The sequence below is a fragment of the Maribacter sp. R77961 genome, from assembly GCF_044594925.1.
GTDB lineage: Bacteria > Bacteroidota > Bacteroidia > Flavobacteriales > Flavobacteriaceae > Maribacter.
Genome location: NZ_CP138991.1, coordinates 504,057 through 523,309, shown reverse-complemented (window position 1 = coordinate 523,309; position 19,253 = coordinate 504,057). Strand labels below are relative to the sequence as shown.

Genomic DNA, 19,253 nt, shown 5'->3' with positions numbered 1-19,253 from the left:
CCTTTTTTAAGTTTAAATCCTTTAAATATTGCTATCTTACCATCAGATTTTTTAACCATTAAAAAGAAGTAACATGAGCGTTAAAGCTAAATATCAAGGTGTTTTAGACCTTGGAGAACAATTAGGAATCAAGAATGGAGATGTATCAGAGGATGCAGGTGTCTTAAAAATTAAAGGTGAAGCAAACACACCTTATGAAAAAGATTTAATTTGGGATAAAATAAAAGCTATCGGAGGCGAAAGTGCTTCAGATATTAAAGCAAATATTTCTGTTGGTGACAGCTCTGTGTATCACAGACATACTGTTGCTAGCGGTGAATCTTTAAGTAAAATTGCAAAACACTATTATGGCGATGCAATGAAATACAAGCAAATTTTCGAAGCAAATACCAATATCTTGAAAAATGCGGATGTTATACATCCAGATCAGGTTTTGGTGATTCCAAATCCGTAAGACATTAAATACAGTTTATAAAAATGCCGTTGAAATTTCAACGGCATTTTTTGTAGCTCAGGTTTTCTACAACTCGTATCAAGACCTACTATTGTTCGTGTTTCTTTATTATTCTTAAGGCATAGCTATGTAATCTTTCGAATTGCTCTTTTAGACCCATATCGCTATTATCAAATTCTATGGCTTCTTCTGCCTTCATCAAAGGAGAAATGTCTCTGTGAGAGTCTATGTAATCCCGTTTTTGAACATTCTCTAAAATATCTTCATAAACTACGTTATCACCTCTATCCAGGAGTTCCTTATATCTTCTATAAGCTCTTTTTTCTGGAGATGCAGTCATGAATATTTTAAGTTCGGCATCAGGAAAAACAACGGTACCTATATCTCTACCATCCATTACTATTCCCTTTTCCTTACCCATTTCTTTTTGCAAATCTACCAACTTAACCCTAACCTCTTTAATTTCGGCTATCTGACTTACATTTTTAGACACTTCAAGCGTGCGAATTTCTTTCTCAACATTTACTCCATTCAAATACATTTCAGCGAAACCAAGTGTCTCGTTGTAGGAAAATTTCAGCACAACATCATCTAATGATTTCACCAATCCTTGAAAATCGGTTCTACCAGAGCCAATAAAATGGTTCTGCATAGCAAATAAAGTTACCGCCCTGTACATAGCTCCGGTATCTACATAAATATACCCCAGCACTTTAGCCAATTGCTTGGCTAAAGTACTTTTACCTGTAGAAGAAAAACCGTCTATGGCTATGGTAATTTTTTTCATGTTTGCTATTGCTTTTTCTATCTGGCAAAAATAGGCAATAATTCATCCCTTTAAAATCTACTAATTACCCTAGCTTTTTAGCATTTTTAACATTAGTATTTGTCAAGGCCAAATCAATAACCTCATGCATATCTTTTACGTAATGGAAAGTGAGCCCTCTTAAATAAGAGGCTTTGATTTCCTTGATATCTCGTTCATTATCCGCACAAAGGATTATCTCCTTAATTTTAGCACGCTTGGCAGCAAGTATTTTCTCTTTTATGCCCCCAACTGGCAATACTTTTCCCCTTAAGGTAATTTCGCCAGTCATAGCTAAACTTTTCTTCACTCTTTTCTGCGTAAATAAAGACACTAAAGAGGTAAGCATTGTAATCCCCGCACTTGGACCATCTTTTGGGGTTGCCCCTTCCGGCACATGTATGTGCACATTATAATTTCCAAATACCGAACTTTCAATTCCAAAACGCTCTGCGTTAGACTTTATATATTCCATAGCTATGGTTGCAGACTCTTTCATTACCTTACCCAAGTTACCCGTAATGTTCAAATTGCCTTTTCCTTTGGACAATATGGATTCTATAAACAGTATATCTCCACCAACACTGGTCCAAGCCAAACCAGTTACAACACCGGCAACCTCATTATTTTCGTATTTTCCACGTTCCATTTTTGGTGCGCCAAGCACCTCAATGATATCTTCATTACTAATTTTTACATTATAATTCTCTTCAATAGCTATGGACTTGGCCGCGTAACGCACCATTTTAGCTATTTGTTTTTCCAAAGAACGCACACCGGATTCTCGGGTATATCCTTCAACAATCTTTTCTAATTGCGGCTTGGCTATTTTTAAATGTGTTGTATCTAGACCGTGCTCTGTCAGCTGCTTAGGAAGTAAATGTTTCTTTGCTATCTCTACCTTTTCCTCAATGGTATAACCACTTACATTTATAATTTCCATACGGTCCCGCAACGCTGGCTGAATAGTACCAAGGCTATTTGCCGTAGCAATGAACATTACTTTAGAAAGATCATAACCCATCTCAAGAAAATTGTCATAGAACTCGCTATTCTGCTCGGGATCTAAGACCTCTAACATCGCGGATGACGGATCTCCTTGGTGGCTATTTGAAAGTTTGTCTATTTCATCTAGAATAAAAACGGGATTGGACGTGCCCGCCTTTTTAAGGCTCTGTATAATCCTCCCTGGCATGGCACCTATGTATGTTTTTCTATGACCTCGTATTTCCGCTTCATCTCTTAATCCTCCCAATGAGATACGCACATACTCCCTTCCCAAAGCCTCTGCAACCGATTTTCCCAGCGATGTTTTACCAACGCCTGGAGGTCCGTACAAGCAAAGAATTGGAGATTTCATATCGTTCCGAAGTTTTAGTACGGCTAGATACTCTATAATTCGTTTTTTAACATCCTCCAAACCATAATGATCTCTATCCAAAATACGCTCGGCACGCTTAAGATCAAACTTATCTTTAGAAAATTCATTCCATGGTAAATCTAAGAAGAGGTCTAGATAATTACGTTGTATGGAGTATTCTGCCACTTGGGGGTTCATGCGCTGCATTTTTGCCAATTCTTTGGTGAAATGCTCTTTAACTTTCTTGCCCCACTTTTTGTTTTTGGCCTTATTACGCATCTCATCAATCTCTTCATCATAGGAAACCCCACCAAGTTCCTCTTGGATAGTTTTCATTTGCTGATGCAGAAAATAATCGCGCTGCTGTTTATCCAAATCGCTTCTAACTTTAGATTGAATGTCATTCTTCAATTCTAATTTTTGAAGCTCCACATTCATATACTTCAACGTAGCAAGCGCCCTTTCCTTTAGATTTCCAATTTCCAGTAGTTCTTGTTTTGCCTTTACTTCTAGATTTAAATTCGACGAAACAAAGTTGATTAAAAAAGAATCGCTCTGTATATTCTTTATAGCAAAGGAAGCTTCACTCGGAATATTAGGATTGTCACGTATAATCTTTAACGCTAACTCTTTTATAGATTCTATTATAGCAGAAAACTCTTTACTGTTTTTTTTAGGTCTGGTTTCCTGAGTTTCTCTTACCGTAGCTGTTAAATAGGGCTTTTTTGTAAGTACCTCGGCCACTTCGAACCTTTTCTTTCCCTGAATGATTACCGTCGTATTTCCATCTGGCATTTGAAGCACTCTAAGAATACGGGCAACGGTTCCTAATGTATTGATATCTTTTACATCCGGATTTTCCGTTTCTTCATCTTTTTGAGAAACCACTCCAATGACCTTGGACCCGTTATTGGCATCCTTAATTAAACGAATAGATTTGTCTCTACCGGCAGTAATAGGGATTACTACACCAGGAAACAATACGGTGTTACGCAATGGCAAAATAGGTAATGTTTCCGGTAGTTGCTCGCTATTCATCTGTTCCTCGTCCTCTGCGGTCAATAAAGGAATTAACTCAGAATCCTCATCGATTCCTTGCAAGGACATATTGTCAAAATTTGAAAATTTAGAATCTCCCATAGATATATTTCGGTCATTCTGTCATTAATACGACGATGACATCTTTTTTTAAGTCTTTGTACATTTAGTGAAACACCTATTATTCATTGAATGTCCACATCTTTAACTTCTTTTCCACAACCATAGGTCAATTCTTATGCCAAGCTCAAAAAATAAACCCCAGAAACAAAAAAGAGGTATTTAAAAAAAATTCAAAACTACTGTAACAATCTGTAAATTGAATCATCTCTATAACAAACCAATCACTTTTTGAGCCAGAGAAAAGTACATATTGATGCATTACTGCAATCGTGCATGCAAGGAAAACAAAGTGCACAGTTAGAAGTTTACAATAGGTATTACAAAGCCATGTACAACACGGCCGTACGTATTGTAAAGGATAACGCAGAAGCAGAGGATGTTATGCAGGAATCGTTTTTAAACGCGTTTACGAAACTGCATACCTTCAAAGGTGAAGTAGCCTTTGGTGCCTGGCTAAAGCGAATTGTAGTAAACAACAGTATTTATCATTACAAAAAGCAACGGAAAAAGAATGAAGTTGCATTAGATGATTTAATGTACAAGGTCGAAGATAATGATGGAATTGCTTCAGATCATGTGTTTACGGAACAAAAGGCTCAAAAAGTGATGGAAACCATGAAAAATTTGAAAGATAGTTACAGAATTTCTTTGACCTTACATTTAATAGAAGGTTACGACTATGAAGAAATCGGCACCATCATGAACATGAGTTATGCAAATTGCAGAACCACAATTTCCAGGGCTAAGGAAAGCCTTAGAAAACAACTATTAATTGCGAACTAATGGAGAAAGATTACAGAGAAGAATTTTTAAGAAATATTACAGGGTCTTTTGATATTGAAGAACCGAAAACCGGACATGAACTACGTTTTCTGGACAGATTAAACAAGACCCAAGGAACTGTTCGTATAAATAAGAAAAAATCAAGTTGGTGGAAACCCTTATCGATAGCTGCCTCCGTTGTTCTTGCCTTCGGTATTTTTTATAGCATTAATAGCACTAATGCGAGTCTTGACCAACGCGTCGCCAAGATTTCACCTGAGGTCTCCAATGCACAATTTCATTTTGCAAGTCTAATACAGGAACAGATAAAAGAATTAGAAGCAGAAAATTCACCCGAAACTCAAAAAATAGTAGCGGACACCATGGAACAGCTTAAAAGTTTGGAAGTGGATTATAACAAACTAGAAGGTGAGTTATTGAATGGTGGGAATAGCAAATTAATTTTAAGTGCTATGATAACCAATTTTCAGATTAGGATTGATTTATTGAATGATGTCCTTGACCAAATCGAAACAATTAAAAATTTAAAAAACTACAATGATGAAAACTTTACTATTTAAATATTTAACCATCTTAATACTGGCCAGCCCAGGATTGATACTTGCCAATGATGGTAACCCACGAGGTAAACATACTAAGGAAAAAACCATTAAAAAAGAGTTTAGCGTAAATGCAGATGCATTATTGAAAGTGAATAACAATTATGGAAACCTAAATATTACCTCTTGGAACGAGAACAGAGTGGTTATAGAAGTTCACATAAAGACCAATGGCAATAATGAGGAGAAAGTACAACAAAAATTAAACGAGATTTCAGTTGATTTTGAAGCTAGTAAAAGTGTGATATATGCACGAACCACTTATGGGGAAAAGAAAAATAATTGGGGGTGGAACTGGGGTAAGAACAACAATGTAAATATGCAGATTAATTACACGATTAAATTACCAATAAAAAATAGTGTAAATCTAGACAATGATTATGGTAATATTATTTTAGATCGCGTAGATGGCCATGCTAAGATAAATTGTGATTATGGTAGAATAGAGATAGGTGAATTAAGAGGTAGGAACAACCAACTCAATTTTGACTATACTTCAAAGTCTACTATTGGTTATATAAATAGTGGAGAAATAAGAGCAGACTATTCAGGTTTCACTATTGGCAAAGCTGGAAATCTTAAAGTGAACGCGGACTATACCAATGCCAGTATTGAGAAAATGGAAAATCTGGACTATACCAGTGACTATGGTAGTATTGAGGTTGGTGAAGCCAATAACGTTCTTGGAAATGGTGATTATATTACGGTTAAATTAGGCGAGATACACGGCAACGTTGATATTAACTCGGATTATGGCTCTGTTAGGATTAACGAACTCGCTGAGGATGCAGGGAATGTTTCTATAAAATCGGACTATACGGGTATCAAAATAGGCTACAATACAGCGTATCATTTCAATTTCGATATCACCACTAGATATGCCGGTGTTAGCGGTAAGGACGATTTTGATATAAACATTAGTACCGAAAAGTCTTCCTCAAAGCATTATGAAGGCTATTATGGCAGCAAAGGAAGCGGTAATATGATTACCCTGAACAGCGAATATGGCGGAATCAGTTTCACAAAAAAATAACAATCAAAAAAACAATTAAAATCAACGCAAAATGAAAAATTTAACAACACTAGCAGTAGTATTAGCATTAACGGTTTCTTGTTCCGCGCAATGGGGCAAAAAAGTAAAAGGAAATGGAAATACCGTCACCATAGATCGTTCAACAAGCGACTATGAAGCCATAGCAGTTTCAGGATGGTTCGATGTGGATTTGGTCGAAGGTGAGGAAGGTAAATTAACTATTGAAGGGGAATCCAATCTTCTAGATTATATAATTACTGAAGTAAAAAATGGAAAATTGGTTCTTAAGACCGAAAAAGGTGTTAACCTAAAACCTTCCAACTGGAACAGTGGAATCAGAATTACCGTACCTGTTGAAAGCGTGAATTCAATTTCACTCTCAGGTTCTGGGGATATTGTTGGTAAAAAAACCATTAAAACGGACCGCCTTAGTACGGCAATGTCCGGTTCCGGAGATATTACTATAGATGTAGAAGCTAGCTCGGTAGATGCTAGTATGTCTGGGTCAGGAGATATTACTTTCAGCGGAAGAACTTCTGATTTTGATGCTACTATCTCGGGTAGTGGTGATATTAAAGCATTTGAGTTAGAAGCGGACAACGTGAACGCCACTGTTTCAGGTTCTGCGGACATTAAGGTTACTGCCAAGAAGATGCTTAAAGCAAGAGTTTCTGGATCAGGTGATATTACATATAAAGGAAATCCTGAAAAATTAGATACTAAAACCTCGGGGTCAGGAGATATTTCAAAAGGATAAAATCAAAAACGCGAACAATCAACAACTGGGAAAGCCTCTTTTTTTAAGGGGCTTTTTTATTTCTCCTTTACTCGTGTTAGCAGCAACATACCTACAAGAAAAAACAGACCTAAAAAAATGATAGCGTTTCTCATACTTCCAGTAAATTGTGCCACAAAGCCATATAAAAATGTTCCGATAATAATTCCTATTTTTTCTGAAACGTCATAAAAACTAAAAAAGGAAGTAGTATCGGTAGTCTCTGGAAGAAATTTAGAATAGGTAGATCTCGATAATGCTTGTATGCCACCCATGACGATACCCACACAACCAGCAGCGATATAAAAGTCCATAGGTGTAATTACAAAGTAAGCGTAAATACAAATAACTACCCATAATGCATTGACTACAATAAGGGTTTTAATATTACCATAATTCTTAGACGCCCAAGCGGTCACCGTAGCTCCTAAAATAGCAACGATCTGGATGACTAATATGCTTACAATTAGACCTGTAGTTCTTTCGCTGTCAGTACCCCAGGCAATTTCCTCTTCTCCAAAATAGGTTGCAATCAACATTACCGTTTGTACTGCCATACTATAAACGAAAAAGGCAACTAAATACCGTTTTAATTTTACTTGTTCACCTAATTGACGCCAAACATCCTTGAGCTCTTTAAATCCGTTTAAAATTATATTGGTACGCTCTCCTTCTTTTCGATATCCTTTAGGTAAGTGATAAAAGGAGTATTGAGCAAAGATAATCCACCAGATACCAACGGATACAAAGGAGTACTTCATCGCTTTTACTTCGGCGATACCACTTTCATCGGACACAATGCTGAAAAAATCTGGCTTCATTACCATAGCAAGATTAAATAATAGCAAGATAACACTGCCTATATATCCCATGGAAAAGCCTTTGGCGCTAATCCTATCTTGTTGCTCGGGAAAAGCGACATCTGGCAAGTAGGAATTATTTATAGCAAAACTCACCCAGAAACCCACCAATCCAAAAAAGTAACAGAGCAATCCAATGTAAATATTTGCTAAGGAAAACCAGTAAAGTCCTATACAGGACACACCTCCTAGATAACAGAAGAATTTCATAAAAACCTTCTTGTTACCTAAATAATCTGCCACTCCAGAAATTAATGGAGTGACTATGGCTATAAAAACGAAAGCTAGTGATGTTGTGTAGCTAATTAACGGCGCTCTAGCTATTTCACCTCCAAAAATAGCTACTTTCTCTATCTCAGCGACCCGAAATAATGCCCCATAAAATATGGGGAAAATAGCGGAAGCTATTACAAGGCTATATACAGAGTTGGCCCAATCGTAAAATGCCCAAGCGTTCAATAATTTTTTACTCCCTTTAATCGCCAAAGTTCTAGTCATACCAAAAAATAAAAGCCGTTCTTAGGTTAAGAACGGCTTCAATATACAATAAAACTTGTATCGGATTTTATTTAAATTCCGTGACACCAAATTTAGCAGCTTCGGCAGCAGCTTCTGGAGCCCATACCGTAAGGTTATTAATTCTGGTATCGTTGGATGGGTGTGTACTCATAAATTCTGGTGGAGCTTGCCCGCCACTATTCGCTTTCATACGTTTCCATAATTCTGCAGCTTCATAGGGGTCATAGCCGGCAATAGCCATAATCTGCAAACCTATACGGTCTGCTTCTGTTTCATGACCTCTACTAAAAGGTAGCATAACACCTACCTGAGAACCCACGCCATATGCCTGATTAAAAATATTTCTTGTCTTAGGGTCTTTAATGGCTATGTTACCGGCCACAGCTCCAACCTGTTGCAACATCCCCGCACTCATACGTTGTGCGCCATGATCGGCCAAAGCATGTGCCACCTCATGACCCATAACAACAGCAACACCTGTTTCCGTTTGTGTAATGGGAAGAATACCGGTATAAAAAACAATTTTACCGCCCGGCATACACCATGCGTTTACGGCTTCATCATTCACCAAATTATACTCCCATTTATAATCACTTAAATAACCAGGGTATCCATTTGCAGCAAGCCATCTTTCCGCTGCTGCAGATATACGCTGACCAGTTCTGGTAATCATATTAGCTTCCTTAGTCCCCGTAATAACTTTATTCTCTCCCAAAAACTGGTCATATTGAGCGAAAGCCATTGGAAATATTTGACTATTTGGATAAAAATTCAATGTTTTTTGTCCGGTAAAAGGATTCACTTTACATCCCGAAACCCCCATAAAAAGGGCTATTATTAAAACTATTTTTCTCATTTCATGTGTGTTTAGTATCGGGTAAAATACAAAATTTTTATTTTCCCGTTATATGTAGAACAGTAAAGTTTTTGTCTATATGCAAACTCTGCCCTTCTTTAGGTTTTACAGATGCAATAGAAACCTCTTCATTATCGACCTCTATCTTGGCTAGCTCAAAAGGAAGTCCATGAAAGTTAAACTTCAATGTTTCATATTCCGTAACAAAACTACCATCCTTAAACTGCTGTATCGTTACCGATTTTTCCTTTCCCGTTAATTTAAAATTACGAAAGGAATATCTACCTTTTTTATAGTCATACCCATCAGATGCATCCTCATATACCTCAGAGGTTTCAACACCCAATTTATAATAGGTATCTAAAATAAGTTCTTCTATTTTTAATTCACCTACATACTGCTGTATCGGATATTTGGGTATAATTGCTCCCTCTAGAATATAAATGGGAACCTTATCCAAATCCGCAGTAACCCAACTTTCTTTACCACCTTCCATTACCTCATTAGTCCAGAAATCATACCATTTACCTCTTGGTATGTACATTCTTCTTCCCTTTGCATTTGGCTCCTGAATTGGGCAAACTAGTATTTGTTCTCCAAAAATAAACTCGTCCGTTCTAAAATGGGTCTGTGCATCTTCTTGATCGAAAAGTACTAGGGGCTGTAGCATTGGTTTTTGCTCCTTACTGTACTTATAAAACATCGTATACAGATAAGGTAATAACTGATATCTAATTTCTATAAACTTTCGAACAATATCCGTTATCTCAGTACCAAAAGACCAAGGTTCTTGATCTCCATGATCACCACTAGAATGTACTCTGCAAAAAGGATGAAAAATACCTAGTTGTACCCATCTGGCAAATAATTCTCCATTGGGCTGCTCAGCAAAGCCACCAATATCCGATCCCACAAAGGAATAACCACTCATACACATACGTTGCATCTGTACGTTGGCAATCCACAAATGCTCCCATGTCGCCACATTATCCCCGGTCCATGTGCTAGAATAGCGCTGTGTGCCGGCAAAAGCCGCTCTGGTAATTACAAAAGGACGCTTAGGGTATACATACTTCTTCACTCCTTCATAGGTAGCCCTAACCATCTGCATTCCATAAATATTATGAGCTTTCCTGTGCGTACAAGGATGGCCATCATAATTATGTCTTGTATCTAAAGGCGCTGTTTTTGTCGGTACTTCCATTACGGCAGGTTCGTTCATATCGTTCCAAACGGCATGTACACCTAAATCTGACATAAACTCCTTATAAAGTTCTGCCCACCATTCCCTGACTTCCGGGTTTGTAAAATCGGGGAAATTACATTCTCCCGGCCATACCTTTCCGCGCATTAGCGGACCGTCTCCCCTACTACAGAAATATCCTTTTTCCAGTGCTTCTTTATAAACCCAATAATCCTTATCTATTTTAATACCGGGGTCTATCATAACAACAGTTTTAAAACCCTCTTCTTCCAGTTCACCAATCATTCTCTTTGGGTCTGGAAACAATTTTTTATCCCAAGTAAAGCATCGAAATCCATCCATATAATCAATATCTAAATAGATAGCGTCACATGGAATATTTAAATCTCTAAATTGCTTTGTAATCTCTTTTACATTGCTTTCTGGATAATAGCTCCATTTAGATTGATGATATCCTAAGGCCCACATTGGCGGTAACTCCGGAGTACCTGTTAAATTTGAATACGCCGAGACCACTTTGGACATCTCAGGACCGTAAAAGAAGTAATAATTTAAATCGCCTCCGTCTGCCCAAAAACTAGTGGTATTTCTTCTTTCGTGCGCAAAATCAAAATGCGTCTTAAAGGTATTATCAAAGTATATTCCATAAGCACGCCCTTTGTGAAGACCAATGTAAAATGGAATAGCCTTGTATAAGGGGTCTTGGTCCTTACCGTAAGCATATTGGTCTGTTACCCAATTATGCAAACGTTTACCCTTTAAATTACTATGTGTAGCTTTATCTCCCAACCCATAAAAACTCTCACCGGTCTGGGTAATTTTACTCATCTTAACGGTATTACCGCCATACTCATAGTTTTCCTCCCAATGAAAGCCGATTTCGTCCTCATTGATTATATTTCCTTCTAAATCAGATATTTGGGTACGAAGCGATTTTTTATCCACTAGAACGTGAACCCTCGCGGTCCTAATAATATATTCCGTATCATTTTCCTCTACTTCTAGCGTGCTGTAACCTAAAGTAGCTTCAGGATCAATGGCGTAAGAGAAGTCGGGTTCAAAAACGTAATTGGTAGCGTACCTAAACCTGATAAGGCTTCCTCGTAAAATCGTTATTTGTAATACGACTCCATTATCCGTAGTAAAGTAAAGTTTGTCGGTATCTTGTTTAAAATCGACTATATGGTTGGGGTAAAGATTACCCTTATATTCTAATTCTGTATTTGTGATCATTGATTAATTCATTTAAGCCAACAGCAAAAAAAGCACAATAACACGGAACCACGAAATATAATCCGAGCAATTACAAACTATAACGATTTAGGAAAAGAAAGTTACTTTAAAATGACGATTCCTAATGGTGGAATGGTTATTTCTGTGGATTTCTTATACCCGTGCCAGGCCTTTGTTGACGTTTTGATAGCGGAATTTAGATTACCAGTCCCACCGTACTCCTTAGCGTCGCTATTAAGAATTTCTTTAAGCTTTCCCTTTTTATGGATTCCTATTCTATAATTCTCTCTGAGAATGGGCGTAAAATTGCAGGCAATAATAAGGTCGTTTTTCTCATCATGCCCCTTTCTTATATAGGTCAGTACAGAGTTTTCATGATCGCCATAGTCAATCCATTGAAAACCTTCTGGACTAAATTGTTTTTCGTAAAGCGCAGGAAAATTTTTGTAAGTGGCATTTAAATCCTTCACAAATTGCTGCACTCCGGAATGTCCGTCATATTGAAGCAAATGCCAGTCTAGACTTTGTTGAAAATTCCATTCAGCGGTCTGTCCAAACTCCCCTCCCATAAACATGATATTGGTGCCGGGATGCGTAAACATATAACCAAAAAGTAATCTTAAATTAGCAAAACGTTGCCATTCATCGCCAGGCATTCTGTATACCAAAGACTGCTTACCGTAGACGACCTCATCATGTGAGAAAGGCAACATAAAATTTTCGGTGAAGGCATAAGTCATACTAAAGGTTAAATCGTTCTGGTGATGCTTTCTATAGATGGGTTCTTTCTTAAAATATTCTAAAGTATCGTGCATCCAGCCCATCATCCATTTCATTCCAAAACCTAAGCCGCCTAAATTCACCGGTTTGGAAACTCCAGAAAACGCAGTTGATTCCTCGGCAATGGTCTGTACCCCATCAAAACTGGAGTATATTTCTTGGTTGAGCTCCCTTATAAAGGACATGGCTTCCAGGTTTTCATTGTTTCCGTACATATTAGCTTCCCACTCGCCGTCTTCTCTTGAATAATCGAGGTAAAGCATAGATGCTACAGCGTCTACACGTAAGCCATCAACATGAAATTGTTCTAGCCAGAACAAAGCATTACTAATCAAGAATGCCCTAACCTCGTTCCTTCCGTAATTAAAGATTAAACTTTTCCAATCCGGGTGATAGCCCCTTCTCCTATCAGGATGTTCGTACAAGTTAGATCCGTCAAAAAATCCAAGTCCATGAGCATCCTCCGGAAAATGTGAGGGAACCCAATCTAGTATTACTCCAATATCGTTTTGATGAAAAGCATCCACCAACATTTTAAATTCTTCAGGAGTACCAAATCTAGAGGTAGGAGCAAAATATCCTGTTAGCTGATACCCCCATGAAGGATCGTAAGGATATTCCATGATAGGCATAAATTCTATATGGGTATACCCCATCTCCTTTACGTAAGCGACTAAATCTTTGGCTAATTCCTTATAAGTGAGGAATTCGCCATCTTTATTTCTTTTCCACGAACCTAGATGAACTTCATATACAGAATAAGGCCTATCTAATCCGTTCTTTTCTTTTCGATACCCCATCCATTGCGTATCCTTCCATTTGTAATCAGCATTCCAAATTACCGATGCTGTTTTAGGTGGATGCTCACATTGTCTGGCAAAAGGGTCTGCCTTTTCCGTCCAAGTATCACTATTGTTAGACTGTATCTTATATTTATAAATCTCTCCAGAACCAATACCAGGGATAAAACCTTCCCATATTCCGCTAGAGTCCCATCGAACATTTAATTGATGTGTAGTGGCATCCCAAAAATTAAAATCCCCAACAACGGATACAGACTTGGCAGATGGGGCCCATACCGCAAAATAAGTACCTGCTACGCCATCTACTTTTATAGGATGCGAACCTAATTTATCATAAAGGCGGTAATGTTTTCCTGATTTGAATAAATTGATGTCAAAATCGGTAAATAGACTATGTGCAATAACCTTGATCATATGGTAATTATTTGTTGCAAAAGTAAACAAGTTTACTTGTAATAATTTTATAACTAGTTATTCTACAAATCTACTGAAACCTTTTAATTGCTTTGCGATAATATTTTGTAAGACAAAATATTATAAAAAAACAATATAATACTTAGCAAATTAAAATTAATTCTTACCTTACTAATATTAATTAACTTACAAATTATAAACTATGAAAAAAAATTACTTAGGATTACTCACTCTATTACTTTTAGTTACTAACCATAATTTTGGGCAAGTAACAGTAAAAATTGAAAGTGGAAGCTATACTACTGGTGGAAATGTGGGCACCACAATAGATGTGTATAAAACCGGTGACACCAATTTAAACTTAAACATAAGTCTAAAGAGGCCCTCAGGTCAAGCGGTGAATGGTTATGTATATGTTTATTCAAAACGGTCCTCAAGCAGCCCAGCCATAAGTGTTGGAGGAAGTCAATATGTTAGCAATACTTCTTGGGGAACATCTTTTTTGACCACAAGAGCTGTAACGCTTTCAGCTAGTAATTTTAATAACTCTGGAAGTTATGTTTACGCTGAATTTAAAAGTACTTCAAATATAAGTTACAAAAGCTCCAATAAAACGGTTAAATTGATTGATAGACCAACTATTAGTGGAGACAATAATTCTGTCCCATTGAATCTTAACAGTGTTCTTAGAGGTGCGTTTGAAATTGAAGGGAATGGAGTTTCAAAAAAAGACCTTGTTATAGAGAGTGATTCTAATAGTCCAATTCGCATTTCAGGAAATGAACCAAGTTTTGGTACTACAAAAGATTGGTTTTATAATAAACAATATTCACAATATACGTGGCAACGAAAAATAGATAAGATTGAATACATAACGTCTAATAGAGGGTCATATTACAAAATTATAGTGCCAGGCAGATGGCAATATTTAACAAATAAATATCCTAGATACGATTTTCGAAACACCTGGTATACTGAAACCTCAGGAATACAATATGGTTATTTGTACTCATACAAAAGATATGTTACTGGTACACTTCAAAGTACCAATAAAAGAGTAAGAATATATAGCAATACAATAACCGTTAGGAAGAAAAGACAAGCATCAAGTAGAGGAGGCAGTGGCCCAAGATCTGGTGATACTAGAGTAAGGAGGCTACAGACATCTTTAAGTTCAAATCTGTATTTTGATGATGAAGCATCCGACAATATGACGTTGGCATTGTTTCCAAACCCTTCAAGTAGTTATCTAGGTATAAATACTAATTTAGACTTATCGAATTCTACAGTCTCAATTTACGATTTATCTGGTAAAATTGTGCTTACTGAAAAGCTTCAAAACTCTTATGAGAAAATAAACATTGAAGCCTTGACAGATGGAAATTATATTTTCTCTATCGAAACTAAAAATGGTAAAGTGGTAAAACACTTTGTAAAAGACTAGATTTTAATATCGGAACATTAAATAATTAATGCAGTCTCCTTGCGAACAGGAGATTGCATTTTTTTGGCATAATTCTTGCCTTTTCATATTAAATTATAAAAATGATACAGAAAATATTTATTGTTCTAGTAGTAGTCTTAAGTTTTACATCCTGTGAAGGACCCGCTGGTTTTGATGGACAACCCGGTCCGCAAGGACCTGCAGGTGCAGATGGCTCAATTTTTGAAGCAGCTGCCTTTGAAATTGAATTGGATTTTATTCTCAACACAGATGCGAATATTTATGAATTCGGACCAGAAGAGTATCCAACCGATATCACTTTAATAAAAGATGATGTAGTATTGATTTATAGGTTAGAGGAAGTAAACGAGGGCCTTGATGTTTGGAGACAGTTGCCTCAACCTTTTTTCGCTGAAGACGGATTGATGTTTTATAATTTCGACTTCACTGAAGCTGATTTTGGATTATTCGTTGAACCCGAGTTTGATGTAAACTTGATAGCTCCTGATTTAGTGCAAGACCAAGTATTTAGGGTTGTTGTAATCCCTGGTGATTTAGGTACCTCATCTAAAATGGACCAATCAAGTATCTACTCTGTATTAAATGCTTTAGGTATCGAAGAGAAAGACATCAAAAAAGTAAATTAAAATAAAGAAGAACTACACAATTGGTAAATCCTGTTTTTTTGTTAAAGACAGGATTTTTTTCATTCCTAGCTTCTACTTTTGAAAGGAATTCGAATTAAACTCGACGAAATAGAAAATAAAAAATCATGCTGAAAAACATTGCTTTCGTATTTATTTTACTTCTAACAAGCTGTAAGGGAAACACACAAGAAAAAAAAGAAATTGCCGTTCAGAAAACGGAAACGAAGGAGAAAACCTTTGCCGTTACCAAAACAGATGCCGAATGGCAAGAGCAATTGTCGCCCGATCAATTCTATGTTTTGAGAAAAGCGGCCACAGAAAACCCGTTCACGAGCGATCTTTTAGATAATAAGAAAGAAGGAGTATATGTCTGCGCAGGTTGTGATACCCCATTATTTAAAAGTACTACTAAATTTGACTCGGGTACAGGATGGCCCAGTTTTTACGAGGAAATAGAGGGGAATGTAGCCTACGATGTGGATTATAAAATTGGATATAAACGAACAGAGGAACATTGTGCAACTTGCGGAGGCCATTTGGGGCATGTTTTTGAAGATGGTCCGGCGCCAACAGGTGAAAGACACTGTATCAACGGAGTAGCGCTAAAATTTGTTGCTGAAAATTAATACCACATTAAATGCAGTTTGCCCAGAACTATATTGAAAGTGCTCGTTTTGAATTTGAGCGCTATAAGTTACTTGGTGACAGAACGCTTGAACAACTTTCCGAGCAAGATTTACAATGGACATACGGACCTACCGATAATTCTATTGCCTTAATCGTAAAGCATATGGTAGGTAATATGTTAAGTCGATGGACCAATTTCTTAACCGAAGATGGCGAAAAAACATGGCGTCATCGTGATGAAGAATTTACACTTCCCCCGGTAACCAAAGTAGAAACAATAGATTTATGGAATAAAGGTTGGGATTGTCTTTTCCAAGCACTAGATCAGCTGAGCAATGAAAATTTTAATGTGACGATTAAGATTAGGAATGAAGACCATACCTTAGTTGAAGCTATCAACAGGCAGCTCGCACATTATGCAAACCATGTGGGGCAAATTGTGCTCATAGGCAAGATGCGAAAAGGAAAAGAATGGTTACCCCTGTCCATACCAAAAGGTGGCTCTATTTCTTTTAACAAAGAAAAATTTGGAACCAATTTAAATCTCTAAAAATCACAAAATCGTAAGTTTTAATTTTAATTAGGATAATTGTCCTTCAGGTTTGGTTTTGTATTTTTGCAGCGCTTTTCACAAAGAATCGACTTAAATATAAAAAAATAAATATATGAGCACTTTCGATGTTATTGTTTTAGGTAGTGGACCTGGAGGTTATGTTACTGCTATTAGAGCTTCTCAGTTAGGTCTTAAAACAGCAATTATAGAAAAGGAAAACCTTGGTGGCGTTTGTTTAAACTGGGGTTGCATACCCACAAAAGCTTTATTGAAGTCAGCTCAAGTTTTTGAATATTTGCAGCATGCCGGTGATTATGGACTAAAAGCGGAGGGTGTTGACAAGGATTTTGATGCCGTAGTAAAACGAAGTAGAAGTGTTGCCGATGGCATGAGTAAAGGCGTACAGTTCTTAATGAAAAAGAATAAAATCGAAGTCATAAACGGATTTGGAAGGTTAATGCCCGGAAAAAAGGTGGTCGTAAAAGGAGAGCACGGTGAACCTGCAGAGTACTCCGCTAATCATATTATCATAGCTACGGGAGCTCGTAGTAGAGAATTACCAAGCTTACCACAAGACGGGAAAAAGATTATTGGTTACAGAGAAGCGATGACCTTGGCAGACCAACCAAAGAAAATGATTGTTGTAGGTAGTGGTGCCATAGGTATTGAATTTGCTTATTTCTATAACTCCATGGGTACAGAGGTAACTGTGGTAGAGTATCTTCCAAATATTGTTCCTGTGGAGGACGAAGATATTTCAAAACAATTGGAACGTAGCTTTAAAAAAGCTGGGGTTAAAATAATGACATCGGCAGAAGTTACTTCCGTAGATACATCCGGTCAAGGAGTGAAAGCTACCGTGAAAACAGCTAAAGGAGAACAGGTATTGGAGGCTGATATTGTCCTGTCAGCAGTGGGTATCAAGACAAATATTGAAAATATAGGGTTAGAGGACGTAGGAATTGCGACGGATAGGGATAAGATTATTGTAAATGATTTCTACCAAACCAATATACCTGGTTATTATGCCATAGGTGATGTTACACCGGGACAAGCGCTAGCACACGTGGCCTCGGCAGAAGGTATACTTTGTGTGGAAAACATAGCAGGAATGCATGTAGAAGCATTAGATTATGGGAATATCCCGGGTTGTACCTATTGTACCCCTGAAATTGCCTCGGTAGGACTTACGGAAAAACAGGCCAAGGAACAAGGATTAGACATTAAAGTAGGTAAATTTCCTTTCTCTGCCAGCGGAAAAGCAAAAGCTGCCGGAACCGCTGACGGTTTTGTAAAAGTTATTTTCGATGCTAAGTATGGCGAATGGCTTGGATGCCATATGATTGGCGCCGGCGTTACCGATATGATTGCAGAAGCAGTAGTAGCTCGTAAACTGGAAACTACAGGTCATGAAGTTTTAAAAGCTGTGCACCCGCACCCTACTATGAGCGAAGCGGTTATGGAAGCAGTCGCAGATGCATATGACGAAGTAATTCATTTGTAATTCCATGAAGTTAAACAACAGAAACGTTCACAGGGATGTAGCTTATTTCTTTCTCGGGTTAATTTTGGCTTTTTCATTTTCTGGAATAATCCTGAACCACAGACGGGACTGGTACCCAATGGACTATACCTATGAGCTAAAAGAGGTTAAAATCGATATTCCTGAAAATTCCAAGACTTTAGAAGCTGAGGAAGCTATTATTGAATTGTCAAAACAATGGGATTTAGCGGCGGATTATGACAGTCATAGAATTAGAGATAACGAACTCCGAATATTCTATGACGACAATGTTATCCTAGATGCCGATTTAACTACGGGAGAAGGAAAACTCGAATACAAAAAGAAAGTACCGTTTCTTGGCCATACAATGTTTTTGCATAAAACGACCAATAAATTTTGGATTTGGTATTCTGATATTTTTGGGATAGCTATGTTGGTCATTGCCATCACAGGAATGTTTATTACAAAAGGAAAGAATAGTTTTAAAAAGAGAGGTTGGAAATTGACTGCTCTTGGTCTAATATTCCCTGTATTAATACTTATTTTATTCGCCTAGTATGTTGTTAAAAGCTTTTAAAGCCACCGCCATTTTAGAAGGAATATCTTACCTAGCACTATTTGGAGTGACCATGCCATTGAAGTATTGGGCAGAAATTCCTGGACCCAACAAGGTCGTTGGCTACGCACATGGAGTGCTCTTTATAGCATTTATAGTGCTAGCACTTCTGGTGTGTTTTAATAAAAAATGGGGCATAAAGCGGTTTATTATTTTTGGAATCGCCTCATTATTACCTTTTGCTACATTTTATGTAGAAGAAAAATACCTAAGGGAAGCCTAA

The 19,253-nt window shown here is 37.2% G+C and carries 18 protein-coding genes; 12 read left to right on the top strand and 6 right to left on the bottom strand.

The features are described 5' to 3' along the window. Window positions 1-73 precede the first annotated feature (73 nt). A complete protein-coding gene (locus tag SJY09_RS02110) occupies window positions 74-454 on the top strand; it encodes a LysM peptidoglycan-binding domain-containing protein (protein ID WP_396637317.1) in 381 nt (126 codons plus the stop codon). A gap of 88 nt (window positions 455-542) precedes the next feature. Here the strand turns inward: SJY09_RS02110 and cmk are convergent, their stop codons facing one another. Together cmk and lon are read right to left on the bottom strand one after the other, a co-directional pair. After that, window positions 543-1,241, bottom strand: a complete 699-nt coding sequence (cmk, locus tag SJY09_RS02105; RefSeq protein ID WP_396637316.1) for a (d)CMP kinase — start codon at window positions 1,239-1,241, stop codon at window positions 543-545. 64 nt (window positions 1,242-1,305) lie between these two features. Continuing rightward, the gene (gene lon, locus SJY09_RS02100; protein WP_396637315.1) at window positions 1,306-3,759 is read right to left on the bottom strand and encodes an endopeptidase La; all 2,454 of its coding nucleotides are present in this window, start codon (window positions 3,757-3,759) and stop codon (window positions 1,306-1,308) included. A 249-nt stretch (window positions 3,760-4,008) separates the two neighbouring features. Here lon and SJY09_RS02095 point away from each other — a divergent pair, with 249 nt between their 5' ends. Genes SJY09_RS02095 through SJY09_RS02080 form a run of 4 tightly spaced genes read left to right on the top strand, consistent with a single transcriptional unit; the run spans window position 4,009 to window position 6,952 of the window. Then, a complete protein-coding gene (locus SJY09_RS02095; RefSeq protein ID WP_396637314.1) occupies window positions 4,009-4,563 on the top strand; it encodes an RNA polymerase sigma factor in 555 nt (184 codons plus the stop codon). Beyond that, entirely contained in the window at window positions 4,563-5,123 is a 561-nt protein-coding gene (locus SJY09_RS02090; protein WP_396637313.1) for a hypothetical protein, read from the top strand. Before SJY09_RS02095 ends, SJY09_RS02090 begins: the two co-directional genes overlap by 1 nt. After that, entirely contained in the window at window positions 5,104-6,195 is a 1,092-nt protein-coding gene (locus SJY09_RS02085; RefSeq protein WP_396638586.1) for a hypothetical protein, read from the top strand. Before SJY09_RS02090 ends, SJY09_RS02085 begins: the two co-directional genes overlap by 20 nt. A 31-nt stretch (window positions 6,196-6,226) precedes the next feature. Then, on the top strand, window positions 6,227-6,952 hold the full coding sequence (locus SJY09_RS02080) for a head GIN domain-containing protein (protein WP_396637312.1): 726 nt from the start codon (window positions 6,227-6,229) through the stop codon (window positions 6,950-6,952). Window positions 6,953-7,008: 56 nt separating this feature from the next. Here the strand turns inward: SJY09_RS02080 and SJY09_RS02075 are convergent, their stop codons facing one another. The 4 genes from SJY09_RS02075 to glgB all read right to left on the bottom strand — a co-directional run bounded on the left by SJY09_RS02075 (window position 7,009) and on the right by glgB (window position 13,639). After that, entirely contained in the window at window positions 7,009-8,328 is a 1,320-nt protein-coding gene (locus SJY09_RS02075; RefSeq protein ID WP_396637311.1) for an MFS transporter, read from the bottom strand. Window positions 8,329-8,395: 67 nt separating this feature from the next. Next, on the bottom strand, window positions 8,396-9,205 hold the full coding sequence (locus SJY09_RS02070) for a M48 family metallopeptidase (RefSeq protein ID WP_396637310.1): 810 nt from the start codon (window positions 9,203-9,205) through the stop codon (window positions 8,396-8,398). Between the two features lie 37 nt (window positions 9,206-9,242). Beyond that, window positions 9,243-11,642 carry a glycoside hydrolase family 31 protein gene (locus SJY09_RS02065; RefSeq protein WP_396637309.1) on the bottom strand — a complete coding sequence of 800 codons (2,400 nt, stop codon included), beginning with the start codon at window positions 11,640-11,642 and terminating at the stop codon, window positions 9,243-9,245. Between the two features lie 101 nt (window positions 11,643-11,743). Beyond that, window positions 11,744-13,639, bottom strand: coding sequence for a 1,4-alpha-glucan branching protein GlgB (gene glgB, locus SJY09_RS02060; protein ID WP_396637308.1), 1,896 nt, complete (start codon window positions 13,637-13,639; stop codon window positions 11,744-11,746). Window positions 13,640-13,841: 202 nt separating this feature from the next. On the opposite strand from glgB, the gene SJY09_RS02055 reads away from it, so the two are divergent. The 7 genes from SJY09_RS02055 to SJY09_RS02025 all read left to right on the top strand — a co-directional run bounded on the left by SJY09_RS02055 (window position 13,842) and on the right by SJY09_RS02025 (window position 19,253). Then, the gene (locus tag SJY09_RS02055) at window positions 13,842-15,083 is read left to right on the top strand and encodes a T9SS type A sorting domain-containing protein (protein WP_396637307.1); all 1,242 of its coding nucleotides are present in this window, start codon (window positions 13,842-13,844) and stop codon (window positions 15,081-15,083) included. A 101-nt stretch (window positions 15,084-15,184) separates the two neighbouring features. Continuing rightward, window positions 15,185-15,730: a collagen-like protein gene (locus SJY09_RS02050; RefSeq protein ID WP_396637306.1), complete on the top strand. Its 546-nt coding sequence runs from the start codon at window positions 15,185-15,187 to the stop codon at window positions 15,728-15,730. Between the two features lie 125 nt (window positions 15,731-15,855). After that, entirely contained in the window at window positions 15,856-16,356 is a 501-nt protein-coding gene (gene msrB, locus SJY09_RS02045; RefSeq protein WP_396637305.1) for a peptide-methionine (R)-S-oxide reductase MsrB, read from the top strand. An 11-nt stretch (window positions 16,357-16,367) separates the two neighbouring features. Next, window positions 16,368-16,907 (top strand): DUF1572 family protein, encoded by a 540-nt coding sequence (locus SJY09_RS02040; protein ID WP_396637304.1) that lies wholly within the window; start codon window positions 16,368-16,370, stop codon window positions 16,905-16,907. A 115-nt stretch (window positions 16,908-17,022) separates the two neighbouring features. After that, the gene (lpdA, locus tag SJY09_RS02035) at window positions 17,023-18,414 is read left to right on the top strand and encodes a dihydrolipoyl dehydrogenase (RefSeq protein ID WP_396637303.1); all 1,392 of its coding nucleotides are present in this window, start codon (window positions 17,023-17,025) and stop codon (window positions 18,412-18,414) included. Window positions 18,415-18,418: 4 nt separating this feature from the next. Beyond that, window positions 18,419-18,970: a PepSY-associated TM helix domain-containing protein gene (locus SJY09_RS02030; protein WP_396637302.1), complete on the top strand. Its 552-nt coding sequence runs from the start codon at window positions 18,419-18,421 to the stop codon at window positions 18,968-18,970. A gap of 4 nt (window positions 18,971-18,974) precedes the next feature. Continuing rightward, on the top strand, window positions 18,975-19,253 hold the full coding sequence (locus SJY09_RS02025) for a DUF3817 domain-containing protein (RefSeq protein ID WP_396638585.1): 279 nt from the start codon (window positions 18,975-18,977) through the stop codon (window positions 19,251-19,253).